Genomic DNA, 17,001 nt, shown 5'->3' with positions numbered 1-17,001 from the left:
CTATATGGGCCCCAGCTACGAGACCCCGGCGGAGATCCGCGCCTTCCGCAGCCTGGGCGCGGACGCTGTGGGCATGAGCACCGTGCCGGAGGCCATTGCCGCCAGCCACTGCGGCCTGCCGGTGCTGGCCATCAGCCTCATCACCAACATGGCGGCGGGCATTGAGAAGAAAAAGCTTTCGGGCGACGAGGTCATCGCCATCGCCGACCGGCGTGCCCAGGTCCTGCAGGACCTGGTGGAGGGCGTCGTGGCGAAGCTGTGAGCCGCCCCGCAAGACAAAGGAGAGAAAAAAGCAATGAGCGAATGCACCCATGATTGCAGCAGCTGTTCCGCCAACTGCGCCAGCCGCCAGAACCCCCAGGACTTCCACGAGCCCCCGCACCAGCTGAGCCGCATCAAAAAGGTCATCGGCGTGGTGAGCGGCAAGGGCGGCGTGGGCAAAAGCATGACCAGCGCCCTGCTGGCGGTGGAGATGCGCCGCCGGGGCTACCGCGTGGGCGTGCTGGACGCCGACATCACCGGCCCCTCCATCCCGAAGCTCTTCGGCATCCACGGCCGGGCGCTGGGCGACGAGAACGGCATCTGGCCCATCCAGAGCCGCACCGGCATCGACGTGATGAGCGTGAACCTGCTGCTGGAAAACGAAGAAGACCCCGTGGTGTGGCGCGGGCCGGTGATCGCCGGGGCGGTGAAGCAGTTCTGGCAGGAAGTCATCTGGAAGGACGTCGACTTTTTGTTCGTGGACATGCCTCCGGGAACCGGCGACGTGCCCCTGACCGTGTTCCAGACCCTGCCGGTGGACGGCATCGTGGTGGTGACCAGCCCCCAGGAGCTGGTGAGCATGATCGTGGGCAAGGCCGTGAAGATGGCCCAGATGATGAACGTGCCCATCCTCGGCGTGGTGGAGAACATGAGCTACCTCGTCTGCCCCGACTGCGGCAAGAAAATCCCCGTCTTTGGCGACAGCCATCTGGAAGAGACTGCCGGCAAATACGGCGTGAAGGTGCTGGCCAAGATGCCGCTGGACCCCCAGCTCACCGCCTGCGCCGACGGCGGCGCCATCGAGGCCTACGCATGCGACGCCCTGGCCCCCGCCGCCGACGCGGTGGCCGCCCTGCTGGGCGGTAAGCAGTGAAGCGGCCCGGCCTGTGGCGCCGGATGCGCCAGGGGCTCAGCCCTTTGCTGGTGGTGGCCTGGCTGGCAGTGCTGGCCGTGGTGTTCGGCCTTGCCTTTTTCAGCTGGCAGGCATTCCTGTGAACCAGGCAAAAAAAGAGCCGCCCCGCCGGGCGGCTCTTTTTTTGCCGTTCTTATTCGACGCCGGTGACCTCGTAGCCCGCGCCGGTAACAGCGGCGGTGAGCACAGAGTCCTCCACCGGGGCGTTCAGGGCGACCCTGGCGCACTTGCCCTCCAGGTCGGCCTTGACGGAGGCCACGCCGGCCACTTCGGCCAGCGCCTTCTCCACTCGGGCGGTGCAGTGGCCGCAGGCCATGCCTTCGATGTGAATGGTTTTCTCGGTCATAACAGGTTCTCCTTTCGGCTGCGCGTTTTTTGCGCAGGGTTCGTAAGTTTGAGGCAGGCCCGCCGTGCTTTCGGGCGCGGCGGCCTGTTTCGGCTTGAAGAAGTTGAGTCGCAGGGCGTTGGAAACGACGCACACGCTGGAAAGGCTCATGGCGGCGGCGCCCAGCATGGGGTTGAGCACCAGCCCGAAGCCGTAGAGCGCGCCCGCCGCCACCGGGATGCCGATGCTGTTGTAGAAGAAGGCCCAGAACAGGTTTTCCCGGATGTTGCGGATGGTGGCCCGGGAGAGGCGCAGGGCGTTCACCAGGTCCCACAAATCGCTCTTCATCAGCACCACATCGGCGCTGTCGATGGCCACATCCGTGCCCGCACCGATGGCCACGCCCACGTCTGCCCGGGTGAGGGCGGGGGCGTCGTTGATGCCGTCGCCCACCATGGCCACCCGGCGGCCCTGCCGCTGCAATTCGCGCACCTGGGCCTCCTTGTCCTGGGGCAGCACCTCGGCCACCACCCGCTCGATGCCTAATTTCGCCCGGATGGCCTCGGCGGTGCGGGCGTTGTCGCCGGTGAGCATGATGACCGAAAGGCCCATGGCCTGCAATTCACCGATGGCGGCGGCGCTGGTGGGCTTCACCGGGTCGGCGGCGGCCACAAGCCCCAGCAGTCTGCCTTCGGCGGCGAAATACAGGGGCGTTTTGCCCTCCTTTGCCAACCGCTCGGCCTCCGATGCCGCCCAGCCGGCGTCCACCCCCTGCTCCTCCATCAGGCGCAGGTTGCCCGCCAGGTGCTCGCGGCCCTCCACGAAGGCCCGCACGCCCCGCCCGGGCAGGGCCTCGAACTTTTCGGCTTCGGGCAGGGGCATCTCCCCCGCGGCGGCAAGGATGGCCTCCGCCAGCGGGTGCTCGCTGGGCTTTTCCAGCGCGGCAGCCACCCGCAGCAGTTCCTGTTTGCCCACGCCGGGGGCGGGCAGCAGGTCGGTGACGGCGGGGCGTCCTTCGGTGATGGTGCCGGTCTTGTCCAGCACCACGGTGTCGATCTTGTGGGCGTTTTCCAGCGCCTCGGCGTTCTTATAAAGGATGCCCAGCCGCGCGCCTTTGCCCGTGCCCACCATGATGGCCACCGGGGTGGCGAGGCCCAGGGCGCAGGGGCAGCTGATGACCAGCACCGAGATGGCGCGGGCCAGGGCGAACTCCATGGTCTGGCCCAGCGCCAGCCAGACGCCGAAGGCCGCAAGGGCGATGGCGATGACCACCGGCACGAACACGCCGCTCACCTTATCCGCCAGCTTGGCGATGGGGGCCTTGGTGGCTCCCGCGTCCTGCACCAGGGCGATGATCTGGGCGAGGGTGGTGTCCTGCCCCACTTTTTCCGCCCGGAAGGTGAAGCTGCCGGAGCGGTTGATGGAGGCGGCGATGACCCGCGCGCCGGGGGCCTTTTCCGCCGGGATGCTCTCGCCGGTGACGGCAGACTCGTCCACGCTGGACAGGCCGGTGAGCACCGTGCCGTCCACCGGGATGCGCATGCCCGGCTTGATGACCACCGTGTCCCCCACGGCCACCTCTTCGGCGGGGATCTCAGTTTCCACGCCGTCCCGCAGCACCAGCGCGGTGTCGGGGGCAAGGTCCATCAGCGCCCGGATGGCGGCCCCGGTGCGGCCTTTGGCCCGGGCCTCCAAAAACTTGCCCAGCGTGATGAGGGTGAGGATGGTGCCCGCCGACTCAAAATAGAGGTCCATGCGGTAGCGGTCCACCAATTCCATGTCGCCCGTGCCCAGGCCCCAGCCGATGCGGTAGAGGGCCACGAGGCCGTAGGTCACCGCGGCGGCGCTGCCCAGGGCGATGAGGCTGTCCATGTTGGGGCTGCGGCGCCAAAGGCTTTTAAAGCCCACCGCGTAGAACTTGCGGTTCACATACATAATGGGCAGCACCAGCAAAAACTGGGTGAGGGCAAAGGTCACCGCGCCCTCCCGCCCGTGGAAAAAGGCAGGCAGCGGCAGGCCCATCATGTGCCCCATGGAGACGTACATCAGAGGGATGAGAAAGGCCAGCGACACGACCAGCCGCTTTTTCATGCCGCGCAGTTCCGCCTCGGCGGGGTCCTCGCCGGCAGGGGCGGCCTTGGCGGGAGCGCCTTTGCTGCCCGCAGGGGCAACCGGGCTGGCGCCATAGCCCGCCTTTTCCACCGCGGCGCAGATGTCCGCCTCGGTGACGGCGGCCGCGTCGTATTCCACCTGCATGGAGTTGGCCAGCAGGTTCACCTGGGCGCTGTCCACGCCCTTCAGCTTGTTCACCGCACGCTCCACCGCCGCCGAACAGGCGGCACAGCTCATGCCGGTGACGTCAAACTTCTGTTTCATTCGCTCGCTTCTCCTTCGCATCCGCAGCAGCCCGCCGGGGCGGCGGGCGCGCCAAACAGTTCCTTCAGCCGCCGGGCCTGCTGTTCCAGCCGTTCCGCCGCTTCGGCGCGCCCTTGCGCCCGCCGGGTGGCGGCAAAGCTGGTGAGGGTGTGGTCCAGCGCGGCCAGCTGGGCGGTGAGGGCGGTCTCCTCCAGCCGGGCGGCCCCGTCCAGGTCCCCCATCCGCCGCAGGATGTCCGCCCGCAGCCCTAAGCCCTCCTGGTTGCAGCTGGGCAGGTTGCCCAGCGCCTCCAGCGCCCGGCCGAACTGGCCCTTGTCGGCATAGAGGCGGGCCAGCATCCTCCAGGCGGCCCGGCGCTGCTCCTCATCGGGCAGCTCCACCGCCCGTTCAAAAAGCCCGGCGGCGGCGGCGCGCAGTTCTTCCCGGGCGGCTTCGTCCTGGGTTTTATCTGCGAATCCCGCCAGCAGGAAGCCCAGCCGGAACCGCAGGTTTAAGTCGCCGGGGTACTCCCGCAGGCGCTGGCGGCAGAACTCCAGCGCGCCCCGCCAGTCGCCCCCGTCGAACAGCGCCCGGGGCGTTTTGCACACCGCGTCGATCTCTTCGCCGGAAAGCTCCGGCCGGAAGCCCAGCAGCTCGTCGGCGCTGCAGCCCAGCGCCCGGGCCAGCGGGCAGAGCAGGGCCACGTCCGGCAGCGCGCCGCCGGTCTCCCACTTGCTCACCGCCGCGCTGCTGACCCCCAGCTGGTTTGCCAGCTGGCCCTGGGTCAGGCCCTTCGCCCGCCGCAATCGCTGCACCGTTTCGCCGATGGCGTTCATCCTTTGCCACGCCCCTTTCTCTTTTTCTATCTTACCACGGTGTTCCCATGGGCACAATGGAGCTGTTTTCAAACCACAAGGTTATTTTTTCAACTGTCGTTTGAATTATGCAGCAAACAGGCGGCGCGGGCTGAAATTCAGCCCGCGCCGCCTGTTTGAGTTGCGGTTTTATCAAGTGTCCTGCAATTCGCCTTTGCTGGCAGCCTTCAGGTAGGCGTTGATGAAGCCGTCCAGGTCGCCGTCCATCACGGCCTGCACGTTGCCGTTCTCGTAGCCGGTGCGGTGGTCCTTCACCAGGGTGTAGGGCATGAAGACATAACTGCGGATCTGATGGCCCCAGGCAATTTCCTTCTGCACGCCCTTGATGTCGCTGATCTTGTCCAGGTGCTCCTGCTCCTTGATCTGATACAGCTTGGAAGCCAGCATCTTCATGGCGGTGTCGCGGTTCTGGAACTGGCTGCGCTCGGTCTGGCAGCTCACCACGATGCCGGTGGGCTTGTGGATCAGGCGCACCGCGCTGGAGGTCTTGTTGATGTGCTGGCCGCCCGCGCCGGAGGAGCGGTAGACCTGCATCTCAATGTCCTCGGGGCGGATCTCCACCTGGATGCTGTCGTCCAGCTCGGGCATGACCTCCAGGCTGGCGAAGCTGGTCTGGCGGCGGCTCTGGCTGTCGAAGGGGGAGACGCGCACCAGGCGGTGCACGCCGTTCTCGCCTTTCAGCAGGCCGTAGGCGTTGGGGCCTTCCACCATGATGGATGCGCTTTTAAGGCCGGCCTCGTCGCCGTCCTGATAATCCAGGGTGCTCACCTTGAAGCCGTGGGCCGCGCCCCAGCGGTTGTACATGCGGAAAAGCATGTCCGCCCAGTCCTGAGCCTCGGTACCGCCGGTGCCCGCGTGGAAGGTAAGGATGGCGTTGTTCTTGTCGTACTGGCCGCTGAGCAGGGTGATGAGCTGCAGCTCGTCCACCGCCTTTGCCACCTCGTTCACCGCCGCCTCCGCCTCGGGGACGAGGGAGGGGTCGTTTTCCTCCTCGCAGAGCAGGAGCATGGTGTCCGCGTCGTCGCACAGGGTCTTGAGCTTGGAATAGCGCTCCAGCTTGCCCTTGAGCGCGCTCATCTCGCTGAACACCTTGCCGCTGGCCTCGGTGTCGTCATAGAAACCGGGCATGGTCATCTTGTGCTCCAGCTCGGCCACCCGCTTCTCGCTGGCGGTGATGGCCAGAGCGTCGCCCAGCTCCGCGGTGGACTGCCGAAGCTCGCTCATCTGCATTTTCAGTTCGTCAATGGTGATCATATCGCAATTCCCTTCTGTGTGCTCTAAACATATCCCATAGTAGTATAGCCGAAACCCGGCGTAAAGTAAAGGGTCTTGAAGGGCGGAGATTTGCATTTTGCCTTTGTTTGCGTTACAATAACATCAAATACCGTCTGCCGGCCCCAGGGCCGGCAAAAAGGAGTTTCTATGGCTGATTTCACCGGCTGCAAGTGCCCAGTGTGCCAGCAGCCTTTCACCGAGGAGGACGACCTGGTGGTCTGCCCCGAATGCGGCGCGCCCTACCACCGCGCCTGCTATCAGAAGAATGCCGGGTGCCTGTTCGCCAGCCGGCACGGCGCGGGATTTGAGTGGAAGCCCGCGCCCGGCGAAATGCCGGGCCGGGATGCCGCTTCCGCCTTTGGCGCAGAGATCGCCTGCCCCGCCTGCGGCGCGATGAACCCGGCGGGCGGCCTGTTCTGCGAGAGCTGCGGCGCGCCTTTGCGCGCCGGCGGCCCCCGCTACGCCCCCGGCAGCGGCCCGGCTGCCTCCGGGCCTTCCGGTTATGGGCCTGCCAGCTACGGGCCCGCCACCGGCCCCCAGCATGACCCCTATGCCGGGGCGCGGCAGGCGGCCCCCGGCCAGCTGCGCCCGGAGGACGACCTGGGCGGCGTGAAGGCGCGGGACTGGGCGGCTTTCCTGGGCCCCAACGCGGGCTACTACCTGATGAACTTCAAGCGGATGGCCGTGACCGGCCAGAAGCTGGCGGTCTCCTTTTCCGCCTTCTTCTTCGGGCCGTTCTATTTCTTCTACCGCAAGATGTGGGCGCCCGCCGCCATTTTCCTGACGCTGGACGTGTTCGGCGCCTACATCCCCCAGCTGCTGCAGTTCCTGGTGCTGGCGGAAAGCCCCCTGGTGGCCGGGCTGGACCTGGACGTCTTTTCCATCGTGCTGAACGTGCTGCGGGTGGTGAACCTGGCCATCCAGTTCACCGAGGGCCTGCTCGCCGTGTACTGGTACCGGCGCATCGGCGAAAAGCGCATCGCCCGCGTGCTGCAAAGCTGCCCTGCCGCCGACGCCCCCGCGGCGCTGGCCAGGGAGGGCGGCGTGAGCCTGACCGCCGTCGTGGTGAGCGTATCTCTGGTTCTGGGCATCAATTTTCTGCTGACATTCATGGCGCTGGCGCCCCTGATGGCCGCGCCGATGGCAGGCCTGGCCGTTTGAGGCAAAAACCCCTCAAAAACCGTCAAACAGCGGTTGACAGCCGCCTGTTTGATTGGTATAATAAATTGCTGCCCTTAAAAAGGGCGGTTATCCTTGCCCCACAAGGGGCCATATGTCCAAAAGGAGGTGCACAGAAATGGCAAAGTACGAGACCATGCTGGTTACCAGCGCCGCGCTCGATGAGGAGGCTTCCGCCGCTCTGATCGGCAAGTTCAAGAGCCTGATCGAGGCGAATGGTACCATCGATTCTGTTGACGATTGGGGCAAACGCCGCCTGGCCTACCCCATCAACGACGAGGAAGAGGGCGTGTACACTGTGATCAAGTTCACCAGTGAGCCCGCGTTCCCCGCCGAGCTGGATCGCGTTTACAAGATCACCGACGGCGTTCTCCGCACGATGATCGTGGCCGAAGCCGAATAAGGAGGCCAACCAATGCTGAATGTTGTAGCTTTGATGGGCCGGCTGGTGGCCGACCCGGAACTGCGCCACACCCCCCAGGGCGTGAGCGTGACCACCTTCACCATCGCGGTGGATCGCAGCTTTGTGCGTCAGGGTGAACAGCGGCAGGCCGATTTCATCGACATCGTCTGCTGGCGTTCCAGCGCCGAGTTTGTTTGCAAGTATTTCCAGAAAGGTTCCCTGATCGCCGTGAACGGCAGCATCCAGACCCGGACCTATCAGGACAAGAACGGCAACAACCGCAAGGCGTTTGAGATCGTGGCCGACAACGTTCACTTCGCCAGCAGCAAGTCTGGCGGCAGCACCGGCACCGGCAGCTACGCGCCCCGGCAGGAAGTTCCCCGCGAGGCGGCCCAGGAGGCCCCCAGCTATTCCGCCGGCAGCAATGAGGATTTTGCTGTGATCGACGACGGCGAGGATCTTCCGTTCTAACGAATCGAATTCTAACAGGAGGTAACCAGCCATGGCTTTTGAGAAGACCGAAGGCCGGCCCCAGCGCCCCGTGCGCCGCGGCCGCAAGAAGGTCTGCAGCTTTTGTGTAGACCGCGTGGAGCACATCGACTACAAGGATGTTGCCCGCCTGCGCAAGTATGTCAGCGAGCGTGCGAAGATCATTCCCCGCCGCGTGACCGGCACCTGCGCCTTCCATCAGCGGGAGCTGACCGTCGCGATCAAGCGCGCCCGTCACGTTGCCCTGATGCCCTACGTGAGCGACTGATGTTCACCAACCCGCCCCGGCTTTGCGGCCGGGGCGGGTTTCTTTGTGCTTTTCTCCCCCGCCCTGCAAACAAAAACACGGCCCCACGGAAAACTTCCGCAGGGCCGTGTTTTTGTTTGCTTTCAGGCATCGGGCTGCGCGCCGGGAGAAGGCGAAGGCTCCGGCGAAGGGGTAGGTTCCGGCGTGGGCTCGGGCGGATTGATGACCACCCGCTCCTTGGCGATGTAGACGTTCACCGTCACCTTGTTCACGTCGATGAAGGTGCCCGCCTCCACGTCGGTGTTCACCACGCAGTCGCTGGCATAATCGCCGTTGTTCTCGATCATGAAGAAGCTGGCCTTGATGTTGTTGGCCGCCAGCTCCTTCTCGGCGCTCTCCCGGGTGAAGCCGATGATGTTGGGCATCTCCACCTTCTCCGGGCCCTTGCTGATGACCAGTTCGATCAGCGGCTGTTCGTCGGTGGTGGTGGTGCCCTCCTCCGGGCTCTGGTCCATCACCACGCCCTGGGCATAGTCGGAGCTGAATTCCTGGGCAACGATGGAGAAGCGGTAGTTGGCGCTGAACTGGGGGTCGCTTTGCAGCTGGCTGTAGGTGTATCCGGTGAAGTCCGGCACAAGCACCGCCTCGGCGGCCTCACTGCTGGCCGGCTGGCTGATGCTGGTGATCTGCTGGCCGCTCTCGCGGCCCAGGATGCTCCAGAGAAGCAGCGCGAACAGCACCGCAATGACCACCAAGCTGCCCGCCAGCAGGCTTTTGCCGCTGACCGCCCACTCCCGCCGGGGCTGGCTGAGGCTCTCCGCCGCCCGCTCGCTCATCAGCGAGCCCATCAGCTCGGGCACGTTCTGGATGCGCCGGGCGGGCTCCATTTCGAGGGCATGCTCCAGCACGGCGGACACATGCCCCGGCACCGACGGTTCCAGCTGCCGGGCGGCGGGCAGGCTGTCGCTTACCAGCCGCTGCCGGGCGCTCACCGGCGTTTGGCCTGTGACCAGCCGGTAAAACACCGCCGCAAGGCCGTACACGTCGGTGTAGCGGCCCTCAAACTCGGCGGCGGAATACTGTTCGGGGGCGGAATATCCTTCATACAGGCTGCTTTTCAGTTCGCTTCCCTCGGTGCGCAGGCCCAGCGTGCCGTACCCGCACAAACGGGCGGCGCCGCTGCCGGTGAGCAGGATGTTTTCCGGGGAAACGCCCCGGTGCACCAGCCCTGCCTTGTGCAGGGCGGCCACCCCTTCCATCACGGCCTGCATCATGCTGCGGGCCTGGGCGACGGGGATGCAGCCGGGGTGTTCGCTGAGGTAATGGCTCAGGGTCTCGCCGCCCACCTGCTCCAGCACGGCGTAGGCCGTGTTGTTCGCCTCCACCACGTCAAGCACGGCAGCCAGGCCGGTGCTGGGGGTGATGCGCATGATGCTGCGGTGCAGGTCGGCAAAATCCATCCGCGTGGTCTTAAACAGCACCTCTTTGCCCTCTTTGGGCAGGATGGCGCCGGCGGTGTCCCGCCCTTCGCTGAGGGTCACGGGAAAGTACTCTTTCAAAATCACCCGCACGCCGCCGCTGTTTTCCAGCGCGGCATACGTCACGCCTTCGCCGTCGGTGGAGATGTGGCGCCCCACGGTGTAGCGCCCCGCCAGCAGGCTGGCATAGGGCAGGGTGCCGGGGGGATTGGTGTTCCGCAGGCTCTTGTCGCAGAAAGGGCACTGCTCCTTGCCCGCTTCCACCCGGGAAAGGCAGTGGGGACAGAGAATGACGTCAGCCATGGCCATCGCCTCCTTTCACAGTGAAAAGCGCCCGCCGCCCCCCGAAACGGGTCGGGCGGACAGGCGCCTGTGCTCGCCCGAAGCCGGGCGCAGAGAGGACGGATCAGCGATCCAGGTCCTCTTCGTTCTCCAGATTGTGCCAGGTGTTCTGCACGTCATCGTCGTCGTCCAGCGCGTCCAGCAGTTTGGCCATCAGCTTCTGGTTGTCCTCGTCGGTGATGGCGGTGGTGGTGGCGGGCACCATCTCCACTTCGGCGGAGATGAAGTTATAGCCCTTGTCCTCCAGAGCCTGACGCACGTCAGAGAAGCTGTCGGGGTCGCAGGTGACCTCCACCACGCCGTCGCCCATGTCGAAGTCTTCTGCGCCGGCGTCGAAGCAGTCCTCCATGACCTTCTCCTCGTCCAGGCCCTCGCCGTCCAGCACGATGACGCCCTTCTGGGTGAACATGAAGCTGACGCAGCCCATGTTGCCCAGGTTGCCGCCGAACTTGTCGAAGTAGTGGCGCAGGTTGGCCGCGGTGCGGTTGCGGTTGTCGGTGAGGGTCTCCACCATCATGGCCACACCGCAGGGGCCGTAGCCTTCGTAGGTGATGGCCTCGTAGTTGTCCTTCTCGCCGCCCTCGGCGCGCTTGATGATGCGCTGGATGTTGTCGTTGGGCACGTTCAGGCTCTTGGCTTTGGCGATCAGGTCGCGCAGTTTGCTGTTGGAGTTGGGGTCAGCGCCGCCGGCCCGCACCGCCACCGCGATCTCACGGCCGACCTTGGTGAAGATCTTGGCCTTCTGGCCGTCGGTCTTCTCCTTTTTGCGCTTGATGTTGTTCCATTTGCTGTGTCCGGACATGTTCGGATTCCTCCTATTACATCTTGGGCCATTTTTTGCCCAAACAATTGCCAGTAACTAAATAATTTTATCATATCCCGCCGGGGATGACAAGAGGGGCGGCGGGCCGCATGGGCCCTTTTGCCGCCTGTTTGCGCGGTTTTTCGGCAATGGCTCAGAAGTTCAGCTCCATGTTCACCGACTTTTCGCCAAAGCCGTACTCCCGGTAGAGTTTCATCGCCCGGGCGTTCAGCGCGTTCACCTGCAGTTCCAGGCCGCAGCAGCCCCTCTGCCGAGCGATTGCCTTGCACTCGTCCAGCAGCCGGCGGCCGATGCCCCGCCCCCGATGCGCCTCATCCACCGCGATAGAGTCGATGTAAAGGGTCCTGCGCTCCATCTTCACGGGGCCGCCCGCCTGCCGCTCCCGGAAGATGGCAACGCCGGCGACAGAGCCTTCTTCTTCGCATACCAGCACCTGCCCGGCATGCACCAGCTCGCCGAAATAGTCCGGCGTCAGCACCGTGACCCCGGCGCGGTAAACATCCGGTCTCCAACCGGCATGCAGGTTTTGCACCTGCTCCATGATGGCTTCCGCCGGCGCATAATCGCTTGGGGTCGCGCTTCGTATCATCTGTTCCGCCTTCCTGTCATTTGAGATTCCGCAGGGCTTTGGGGTAGTGGTTCTTCACCCGGCCGCCGCTCACCTTGCCCCCGCCCAGAGGCAGGCCGTCCACCAGAACGGCGCACCAGCCGTTTTTCGCGGTGACCGCCTCGATCTCCTCACCCCGCAGCCACGCCTCGGTGCGCGGGTCGCCAAGGGTCAGTTCCTCCCGGTTCTCACACTCCGGGCCATAGGCCATGAACAGGTGATGGTCCGGCTCAAAGCGGCCCTTCTGCGCCCGGCCCAGCGTCACGCCGCAGCGGGCGATGCTCAGTTTGAGCCCCTCCCCCTGCCATCCCTGAGGCGGCAGGAACAGCCGCTCCCCCGCCCCCTGGGCGCTTTGCTCTTTGAGCGCCGGGAAATACTCCGCCGCAAAGACCAGCCACTCGGCGCAGGGTTTGGCGGGGCGGGCAAGCTTGGCCCGCCGGGGCGCAGCCGCCGGGGCCTCCGGGCTTTTTTTCAGTTTGGCCATAAAGTGCCCTTCGCCCCCCTGGGCGGGCCAGATGCGGCGGGTCAAGCCTGCCGGGAAGGGGTGTTCGCCGCAGCGGTTTTCTTCGCCTGGCGCGCCAAAGGAAACGCCGCAGTCCAGCAGTTCGAACTCCGGGTGCAGGGCCAGAAAACGCCCGACCTGGCCCTCGTCCTCCTCGGGGGCAAAGGTGCAGGTGGAATAGACCAGCAGGCCGCCGGGGGCCAGCGCCGCCGCGGCGTTTTCCAGAATCTCCGCACCCAGGGCAGCGCACCGGGCCACCAGAGCCTGGCTGTGCTGGGCCGCCGCCTGAGGCTCCTTGCGGAACATCCCCTCGCCGGAGCAGGGCGCGTCCACCAGCACCCGGTCGAACCAGCCCGGCAGCGCCGCCGCGAGGCGGGCGGTGTCGCCGGTGGTGATGATGGCGTTCACCGGGCCCATCCGTTCCAGATTGCTCATCAGCGCCTGGGCGCGGGCGGGCTCGTACTCGTTGCTCACCAGCACCCCCTGCCCGGCCAGCGCCGCCGCCAGCTGGCTGCTCTTGCCGCCGGGCGCGGCGCACAGATCCAGCACTCGATGGCCGGGCCGCACCTCCAGCAGCGCCGCCGGCGCGCTGGCCGAAGGCTCCTGCAGGTAGAATGCGCCCGCGTGATGATAGGGGTGCTTGCCCAGACGCCGTTCGCTGTCGCCCAGCACCAGGCCGGTCGGGCAGAAAGGCGAGGGCGTCAGCGGCGCGTCCAGCCGCCGCGTCAGCCACTCGGGGGTGCAGCGCAGGCCGTTCACCGTCAGGCCCCGGGCCGGGGCTTCGGATGCGGCAAACAGCGCGTCGAACCGCTCGCCCAACAGCGCCCGTTCTCTCGTTTCAAAATATTCCGGGTACATACTCCACCGCCTTTGCATAACCGACCCGAACCGGGGCAGAATAGGAACGAAGGGGCCGGCAAACAGCCGCCCCCGTTATGGAAAGGAGACTATCATCATGGACAACCGCAACACCAAGACCAGCAGCCAGAACGCCAAGACCACCTCTCAGAACGACAAGGCCGGCGCCAAGAACATGGTCCCGAACCCTGTGAACGCCAAGACCACCAACGCCGCCAAGAACAGCTCCAAGAACTGCATGGGCGGCAAAGGCGCAAAATAACCAGCGCTCTGAACACACACGGGGGCCGGACGGGATGAACCGCCCGGCCCCCGCTTTCTGCGTTCTCCGTGCTCAGCCGCAGGGCCGCGAAACGCGGCGCCGGGGCTTATTCCCCGGTTTTTTCCAGCGGGTCAAAGCCCGCCCACAGCGCCTCGAACAATTCTTCGATGCGCCCGGTCTGCCCGGTGAGGTAAAGCCAGCCCAGCAGCGCCTCAAAGCCGGTGGAGGCGCGGTATTCCTGGGGTGTGGCGTGTTTCGCCACCGTTGCCTTGCTGGCGTTGCGCCCGCGGCGCAGCACCGCCTGCTCCGCTTCGGTGAGCAGCGGCTCGATGACCTCCAGCGCCTTGCTCTGGCCCTTGGCGGATACATACTTCACGCACACGGCGTGCAGCTTGCCGGGGGTGAGACGGGTGCGCTCCACCAACCGGCGGCGCACCAGCAGCTCCAGCACGCCGTCCCCCACAAAAGCAAGGTTCAGCGGCGACTGCTCGTGGATGTCCACCGGCGTTTCGCTCTCCAGATACAAACGTTCCAGCTCCTTTTCGCGGGCTGCGCCCGCCCTCTTTAGAAGATATAATCGAACTCGTATTCGCCGATCTTGATGGTGTCGTCCTCCTGCACGCCCCGGGCCATCAGGTCGTTCAGGATGCCGCTGTCGCCCAGCTGGCGTTGGAAGTACTGCAGGCTCTCATAGTCGTCCACATCGCTGCCTGCCAGGATGCGCTCCAGCCAGGGCGCGTCGATGGAAAACTCGTGCTCGCCGGTCTTTTCAATGGTGTAGCTGCGCTCGCCCACGGGAACCGCCTGAGGCACATACTCCGCCTCGAAGGTCTGCACCGGGGGCAGGGTCTGCAGCTTCTCCCACACAAGGCCGGGCAGGCCCTTGAGGCCCTGGTTCGCCGCGGCGGAGATGGGCAGGAAGGTCAGGCCTTTGCTCTCGATGTAGGCGCGGAAGGCCTCGATCTGTTCCTCGGTGGCGATATCGCACTTGTTGCCCAGCACGATCTGGGGCCGGGCCGCCAGCTCGGGGCTGAAGTTCTCAAGCTCGGCGTTGATCTTCTCAAAATCTTCCACCGGGTCGCGGCCTTCGCAGCCGGAAACGTCCACCACATGCAGCAGCAGGCGGCAGCGCTCCACATGGCGCAGGAAATCATGGCCCAGGCCCACGCCCTCGCTGGCGCCCTCGATGAGGCCGGGAATGTCGGCGGCCACAAAGCTCTGCTCCGGGCCCACCCGCACCACGCCCAGCACCGGGGACAGGGTGGTGAAGTGATAATTGGCGATCTTGGGCTTGGCCGCGCTGATGACGCTGATGAGGGTGGATTTGCCCACATTGGGGAATCCGATCAGGCCCACGTCGGCGATCAGCTTCAGCTCCAGGCGCACCTCGAACTCCTGGCCGGGCAGGCCGGGCTTGGCGAACTTGGGGATCTGGCGGGTGGGGGTGGCAAAATGGGTGTTGCCCCAGCCGCCACGGCCGCCCTTGGCAACTACCACCGGCTCCGAACCGGAAATATCCGCCATCACGAGGCCGGTGCCCGCCTCCTTCACCAGGGTGCCCCGGGGCACCCGGATGATGAGGTCCGGCGCGTTTTTGCCGGTGCAGCGGGCGGCGCCGCCGTTCTGGCCGACTTCGGCCACGTATTTGCGCTTGTAGCGGAAATCCATCAGGGTGGAAAGGTTGTCATCGGCCACAAAGACCACGTTGCCGCCCCGGCCGCCGTCGCCGCCGTCGGGGCCGCCGGCCGCCACAAATTTTTCGCGGTGGAAACTCACCGCGCCGTCGCCGCCCTTGCCGGCCTTGATGGTGATCTTGGCCACATCTACAAACATGGACATGTTGTTCTCCTTATTCATTGCGCCGCCGCAGGCGGCAGGCTGTTTTGCTCACAGTATGCCCGGCAAGAGGGGTGCTTAACGACCAGAAAAGCCGCAGGGGGTGGCCCCTGCGGCTTTGCAAACCATCACTGGCGGACGCTGACCTTCTTGCGGTCACGGCCCATGCGCTCGAAGCTGACCTTGCCGTCAACCAGGGCGAACAGGGTATCGTCGCTGCCCTTGCCCACGTTCTCACCGGGGTGAATGTGGGTGCCACGCTGACGAACCAGAATGTTGCCGGCCAGCACGAACTGACCATCGGCGCGCTTGACGCCCAGACGCTTGGACTCGGAATCGCGGCCGTTCTTAGTAGAACCTACGCCTTTTTTATGTGCCATTGTGTTACACCTCCATTACTTAACCGTTGATCGCGGTGATCTCGACCTTGGTGTAGGGCTGACGATGGCCCATACGGCGGGCGCTGCCCTTCTTGGGACGATAGGTGATGATGTTCAGCTTCTTGCCCTTGCCGTTCTTGACGACCTTGGCTTCCACGCTGGCGCCCTCCACGTTGGGAGCGCCCACCTTGGTGCCGCCTTCGCCGCCCACAGCCAGGACGTTCTCGAACTTGACGGTGGAACCTTCCTCGGCGTTCAGCTTCTCAACGAAGACCACGTCGCCCTTCTGGACGCGGTACTGCTTGCCACCGGTAACGATGATCGCGTACATAGTTTTTGCCTCTCTTATATAAGTCTCGCTGGACGATAAGGCGGGTGAATGTTGCACACCTCTTGGATGCCCAAACCATGCGGCTTTAATACTATACCACAAACCCCGGCTGATTGCAAGGTTTTTTTAAAGTATATGGGCATTTTGGGCCTGTATAACGCCATCCTCAGGCATTGCGGGCGGAGCAGGACATGCTTTGAGATTCATTCGCCCAGCACCAGCACCTGCAGCTCGCTCACCTGCTGCAAATAATAGTCGGCGTTCCGGCGCATGAAGTCATGGATGCTCTCCACGCCGCAGCCCCAGCCCGCAAAGGCGAAGGGCACGCCGCAGCTTTGCGCCATCTGCCAGCCCGGCTTGAGGTCGTCCACCATCAGGAGCTGCTGCGGCCCCAGAGAAACGTGCGCCATGATCTGCTCCAGGGGCCATGGGGCGGGCTTGCGTTTGTCCGCTCCCAGCTCCCAGCCAAAGACCAGGTCGGGCTCGAAGCCAAAGTGCCGGCGGTAATCTCTACGGATGGTCTCCTCACTGGAATGGCTCACCACGCACACTGCGCCGCCCTGTGCGCGATAACAACGCAGCAGCTCGCTCATCCCGTCAAACGCGGGCGGGATATGGGCGGCGGACCAGGCGCGCCAGCCCGCCTCCTGGAGGGCCATCTCCTCCGGCGTGAAGCGGAGGATGTCGCGGCACATGGCCTCAAAGCCGGGGTCAAAGTTGTAGGCAACGAACTGCTCCAGATCCCAGCGAACATCAGGGCGCAGCGCCTTAAGGGTTTCGACAAAAGCCGGATAATGGACGGTGGGAGTGCTGCGCACCACCGTATCATCATGGTCCAGCACAAGGCAGGGAAATTTCAGCATGGCCGCGCCTCCTTTGCCCTTTTATCATCGCACAAAACAGGAAAAAAGAAAAGGCTTTTTCACGTCTTGCTTTGCGGACATGCAAATCACTGTCAGAGAAAAGACGTGCCGCCGCGCCCCTTTCTTGCTTTTTCCCTTACCCTGCGGCCGCAAAGAGCCGGCCGCCGCAGTCACAGGCGATGCATCGCCGCAGCGCCGCGCCGGCACATTGATGCAGGCATCTCTCGCCGCACGCCCGGCTTCGGACGTAAGGGTTAGGGCAGCGCCTCTGCACACAAAGAAAAAGGGCCCCCGCCTTGCGGCAGGGGCCCCTGGAAAATGGCAAAGAGAAAGCCGGCGCCTACCTATTTTCCCAGGTCGTCTCCAACCAAGTATCTTCGGCACTACGGAGCTTAAC

19 protein-coding genes and 1 pseudogene are annotated in these 17,001 nt (G+C 64.9%); 8 read left to right on the top strand and 12 right to left on the bottom strand.

Features of this window, described 5'->3' with window-relative positions:
• The 3 genes and pseudogenes from ACH2AT_RS08635 to ACH2AT_RS08625 all read left to right on the top strand — a co-directional run.
• Nucleotides 1-262, top strand: a pseudogene (locus ACH2AT_RS08635) (purine-nucleoside phosphorylase); the annotation flags it as partial.
• A 33-nt stretch (nt 263-295) separates the two neighbouring features.
• On the top strand, nt 296-1,135 hold the full coding sequence (locus tag ACH2AT_RS08630; protein ID WP_394965243.1) for a P-loop NTPase: 840 nt from the start codon (nt 296-298) through the stop codon (nt 1,133-1,135).
• Nucleotides 1,132-1,257 (top strand): hypothetical protein, encoded by a 126-nt coding sequence (locus ACH2AT_RS08625; protein ID WP_394965241.1) that lies wholly within the window; start codon nt 1,132-1,134, stop codon nt 1,255-1,257. Before ACH2AT_RS08630 ends, ACH2AT_RS08625 begins: the two co-directional genes overlap by 4 nt.
• Before the next feature lie 50 nt (nt 1,258-1,307).
• Here ACH2AT_RS08625 and ACH2AT_RS08620 read toward each other — a convergent pair whose 3' ends face one another.
• The 3 genes from ACH2AT_RS08620 to prfB form a co-directional block, all read right to left on the bottom strand.
• Nucleotides 1,308-3,875 (bottom strand): heavy metal translocating P-type ATPase, encoded by a 2,568-nt coding sequence (locus ACH2AT_RS08620; protein ID WP_394965239.1) that lies wholly within the window; start codon nt 3,873-3,875, stop codon nt 1,308-1,310.
• A complete protein-coding gene (locus ACH2AT_RS08615; protein WP_394965237.1) occupies nt 3,872-4,690 on the bottom strand; it encodes a helix-turn-helix domain-containing protein in 819 nt (272 codons plus the stop codon). Before ACH2AT_RS08615 ends, ACH2AT_RS08620 begins: the two co-directional genes overlap by 4 nt.
• A gap of 171 nt (nt 4,691-4,861) precedes the next feature.
• On the bottom strand, nt 4,862-5,983 hold the full coding sequence (gene prfB, locus ACH2AT_RS08610; RefSeq protein ID WP_394965235.1) for a peptide chain release factor 2: 1,122 nt from the start codon (nt 5,981-5,983) through the stop codon (nt 4,862-4,864).
• Between the two features lie 168 nt (nt 5,984-6,151).
• Between prfB and ACH2AT_RS08605 the strand changes: the two genes are divergently transcribed.
• The 4 genes from ACH2AT_RS08605 (at nt 6,152) to rpsR (ending at nt 8,343) form a co-directional block, all read left to right on the top strand.
• On the top strand, nt 6,152-7,165 hold the full coding sequence (locus ACH2AT_RS08605; protein ID WP_394965233.1) for an RING finger protein: 1,014 nt from the start codon (nt 6,152-6,154) through the stop codon (nt 7,163-7,165).
• Nucleotides 7,166-7,301: 136 nt separating this feature from the next.
• The gene (gene rpsF, locus ACH2AT_RS08600; protein ID WP_177522047.1) at nt 7,302-7,586 is read left to right on the top strand and encodes a 30S ribosomal protein S6; all 285 of its coding nucleotides are present in this window, start codon (nt 7,302-7,304) and stop codon (nt 7,584-7,586) included.
• A 12-nt stretch (nt 7,587-7,598) separates the two neighbouring features.
• Nucleotides 7,599-8,057 carry a single-stranded DNA-binding protein gene (locus ACH2AT_RS08595; RefSeq protein ID WP_177522046.1) on the top strand — a complete coding sequence of 153 codons (459 nt, stop codon included), beginning with the start codon at nt 7,599-7,601 and terminating at the stop codon, nt 8,055-8,057.
• Nucleotides 8,058-8,088: 31 nt separating this feature from the next.
• Nucleotides 8,089-8,343 carry a 30S ribosomal protein S18 gene (gene rpsR / locus ACH2AT_RS08590; protein WP_177522045.1) on the top strand — a complete coding sequence of 85 codons (255 nt, stop codon included), beginning with the start codon at nt 8,089-8,091 and terminating at the stop codon, nt 8,341-8,343.
• A 122-nt stretch (nt 8,344-8,465) separates the two neighbouring features.
• Here the strand turns inward: rpsR and ACH2AT_RS08585 are convergent, their stop codons facing one another.
• The 4 genes from ACH2AT_RS08585 to ACH2AT_RS08570 form a co-directional block, all read right to left on the bottom strand.
• Nucleotides 8,466-10,103, bottom strand: a complete 1,638-nt coding sequence (locus ACH2AT_RS08585; RefSeq protein ID WP_394965230.1) for a PASTA domain-containing protein — start codon at nt 10,101-10,103, stop codon at nt 8,466-8,468.
• Between the two features lie 103 nt (nt 10,104-10,206).
• Nucleotides 10,207-10,944, bottom strand: coding sequence for a YebC/PmpR family DNA-binding transcriptional regulator (locus ACH2AT_RS08580; protein WP_394965229.1), 738 nt, complete (start codon nt 10,942-10,944; stop codon nt 10,207-10,209).
• A 154-nt stretch (nt 10,945-11,098) separates the two neighbouring features.
• A complete protein-coding gene (locus ACH2AT_RS08575) occupies nt 11,099-11,554 on the bottom strand; it encodes a GNAT family N-acetyltransferase (RefSeq protein ID WP_394965227.1) in 456 nt (151 codons plus the stop codon).
• Between the two features lie 16 nt (nt 11,555-11,570).
• Nucleotides 11,571-12,932, bottom strand: coding sequence for an RsmB/NOP family class I SAM-dependent RNA methyltransferase (locus ACH2AT_RS08570; RefSeq protein WP_394965225.1), 1,362 nt, complete (start codon nt 12,930-12,932; stop codon nt 11,571-11,573).
• A 97-nt stretch (nt 12,933-13,029) separates the two neighbouring features.
• On the opposite strand from ACH2AT_RS08570, the gene ACH2AT_RS08565 reads away from it, so the two are divergent.
• Nucleotides 13,030-13,194, top strand: a complete 165-nt coding sequence (locus ACH2AT_RS08565; protein ID WP_394965223.1) for a hypothetical protein — start codon at nt 13,030-13,032, stop codon at nt 13,192-13,194.
• Nucleotides 13,195-13,300: 106 nt separating this feature from the next.
• Here the strand turns inward: ACH2AT_RS08565 and ACH2AT_RS08560 are convergent, their stop codons facing one another.
• The 5 genes from ACH2AT_RS08560 to ACH2AT_RS08540 form a co-directional block, all read right to left on the bottom strand.
• Nucleotides 13,301-13,720, bottom strand: a complete 420-nt coding sequence (locus ACH2AT_RS08560) for a Mini-ribonuclease 3 (protein ID WP_394965221.1) — start codon at nt 13,718-13,720, stop codon at nt 13,301-13,303.
• Between the two features lie 38 nt (nt 13,721-13,758).
• Nucleotides 13,759-15,027 (bottom strand): GTPase ObgE, encoded by a 1,269-nt coding sequence (gene obgE, locus ACH2AT_RS08555; RefSeq protein ID WP_394965245.1) that lies wholly within the window; start codon nt 15,025-15,027, stop codon nt 13,759-13,761.
• 131 nt (nt 15,028-15,158) lie between these two features.
• Entirely contained in the window at nt 15,159-15,410 is a 252-nt protein-coding gene (gene rpmA / locus ACH2AT_RS08550) for a 50S ribosomal protein L27 (RefSeq protein ID WP_177522778.1), read from the bottom strand.
• Nucleotides 15,411-15,429: 19 nt separating this feature from the next.
• Complete coding sequence (rplU, locus tag ACH2AT_RS08545) at nt 15,430-15,741, bottom strand: 50S ribosomal protein L21 (protein WP_394965219.1); 312 nt, start codon at nt 15,739-15,741, stop codon at nt 15,430-15,432.
• A 203-nt stretch (nt 15,742-15,944) separates the two neighbouring features.
• Entirely contained in the window at nt 15,945-16,604 is a 660-nt protein-coding gene (locus tag ACH2AT_RS08540) for an HAD family hydrolase (protein ID WP_394965217.1), read from the bottom strand.
• Nucleotides 16,605-17,001: the final 397 nt, after the last annotated feature.

This window comes from Candidatus Allofournierella excrementigallinarum, from assembly GCF_944388085.1.
Classification (GTDB): domain Bacteria; phylum Bacillota; class Clostridia; order Oscillospirales; family Ruminococcaceae; genus Allofournierella_A; species Allofournierella_A excrementigallinarum.
Note: the sequence above shows the minus strand (reverse complement) of the source record. Positions and strands in the feature narration are given on the sequence as shown.

Coding starts and splice junctions, on each gene's coding strand:
- ACH2AT_RS08630 (WP_394965243.1), top strand. CDS start 296: ATGAGCGAATGCACCCATGATTGCAGCAGCTGTTCCGCCAACTGCGCC.
- ACH2AT_RS08620 (WP_394965239.1), bottom strand. CDS start 3,875: ATGAAACAGAAGTTTGACGTCACCGGCATGAGCTGTGCCGCCTGTTCG.
- ACH2AT_RS08615 (WP_394965237.1), bottom strand. CDS start 4,690: ATGAACGCCATCGGCGAAACGGTGCAGCGATTGCGGCGGGCGAAGGGC.
- prfB (WP_394965235.1), bottom strand. CDS start 5,983: ATGATCACCATTGACGAACTGAAAATGCAGATGAGCGAGCTTCGGCAG.
- ACH2AT_RS08605 (WP_394965233.1), top strand. CDS start 6,152: ATGGCTGATTTCACCGGCTGCAAGTGCCCAGTGTGCCAGCAGCCTTTC.
- rpsF (WP_177522047.1), top strand. CDS start 7,302: ATGGCAAAGTACGAGACCATGCTGGTTACCAGCGCCGCGCTCGATGAG.
- ACH2AT_RS08595 (WP_177522046.1), top strand. CDS start 7,599: ATGCTGAATGTTGTAGCTTTGATGGGCCGGCTGGTGGCCGACCCGGAA.
- rpsR (WP_177522045.1), top strand. CDS start 8,089: ATGGCTTTTGAGAAGACCGAAGGCCGGCCCCAGCGCCCCGTGCGCCGC.
- ACH2AT_RS08585 (WP_394965230.1), bottom strand. CDS start 10,103: ATGGCTGACGTCATTCTCTGTCCCCACTGCCTTTCCCGGGTGGAAGCG.
- ACH2AT_RS08580 (WP_394965229.1), bottom strand. CDS start 10,944: ATGTCCGGACACAGCAAATGGAACAACATCAAGCGCAAAAAGGAGAAG.
- ACH2AT_RS08575 (WP_394965227.1), bottom strand. CDS start 11,554: ATGATACGAAGCGCGACCCCAAGCGATTATGCGCCGGCGGAAGCCATC.
- ACH2AT_RS08570 (WP_394965225.1), bottom strand. CDS start 12,932: ATGTACCCGGAATATTTTGAAACGAGAGAACGGGCGCTGTTGGGCGAG.
- ACH2AT_RS08565 (WP_394965223.1), top strand. CDS start 13,030: ATGGACAACCGCAACACCAAGACCAGCAGCCAGAACGCCAAGACCACC.
- obgE (WP_394965245.1), bottom strand. CDS start 15,027: ATGTTTGTAGATGTGGCCAAGATCACCATCAAGGCCGGCAAGGGCGGC.
- rpmA (WP_177522778.1), bottom strand. CDS start 15,410: ATGGCACATAAAAAAGGCGTAGGTTCTACTAAGAACGGCCGCGATTCC.
- rplU (WP_394965219.1), bottom strand. CDS start 15,741: ATGTACGCGATCATCGTTACCGGTGGCAAGCAGTACCGCGTCCAGAAG.
- ACH2AT_RS08540 (WP_394965217.1), bottom strand. CDS start 16,604: ATGCTGAAATTTCCCTGCCTTGTGCTGGACCATGATGATACGGTGGTG.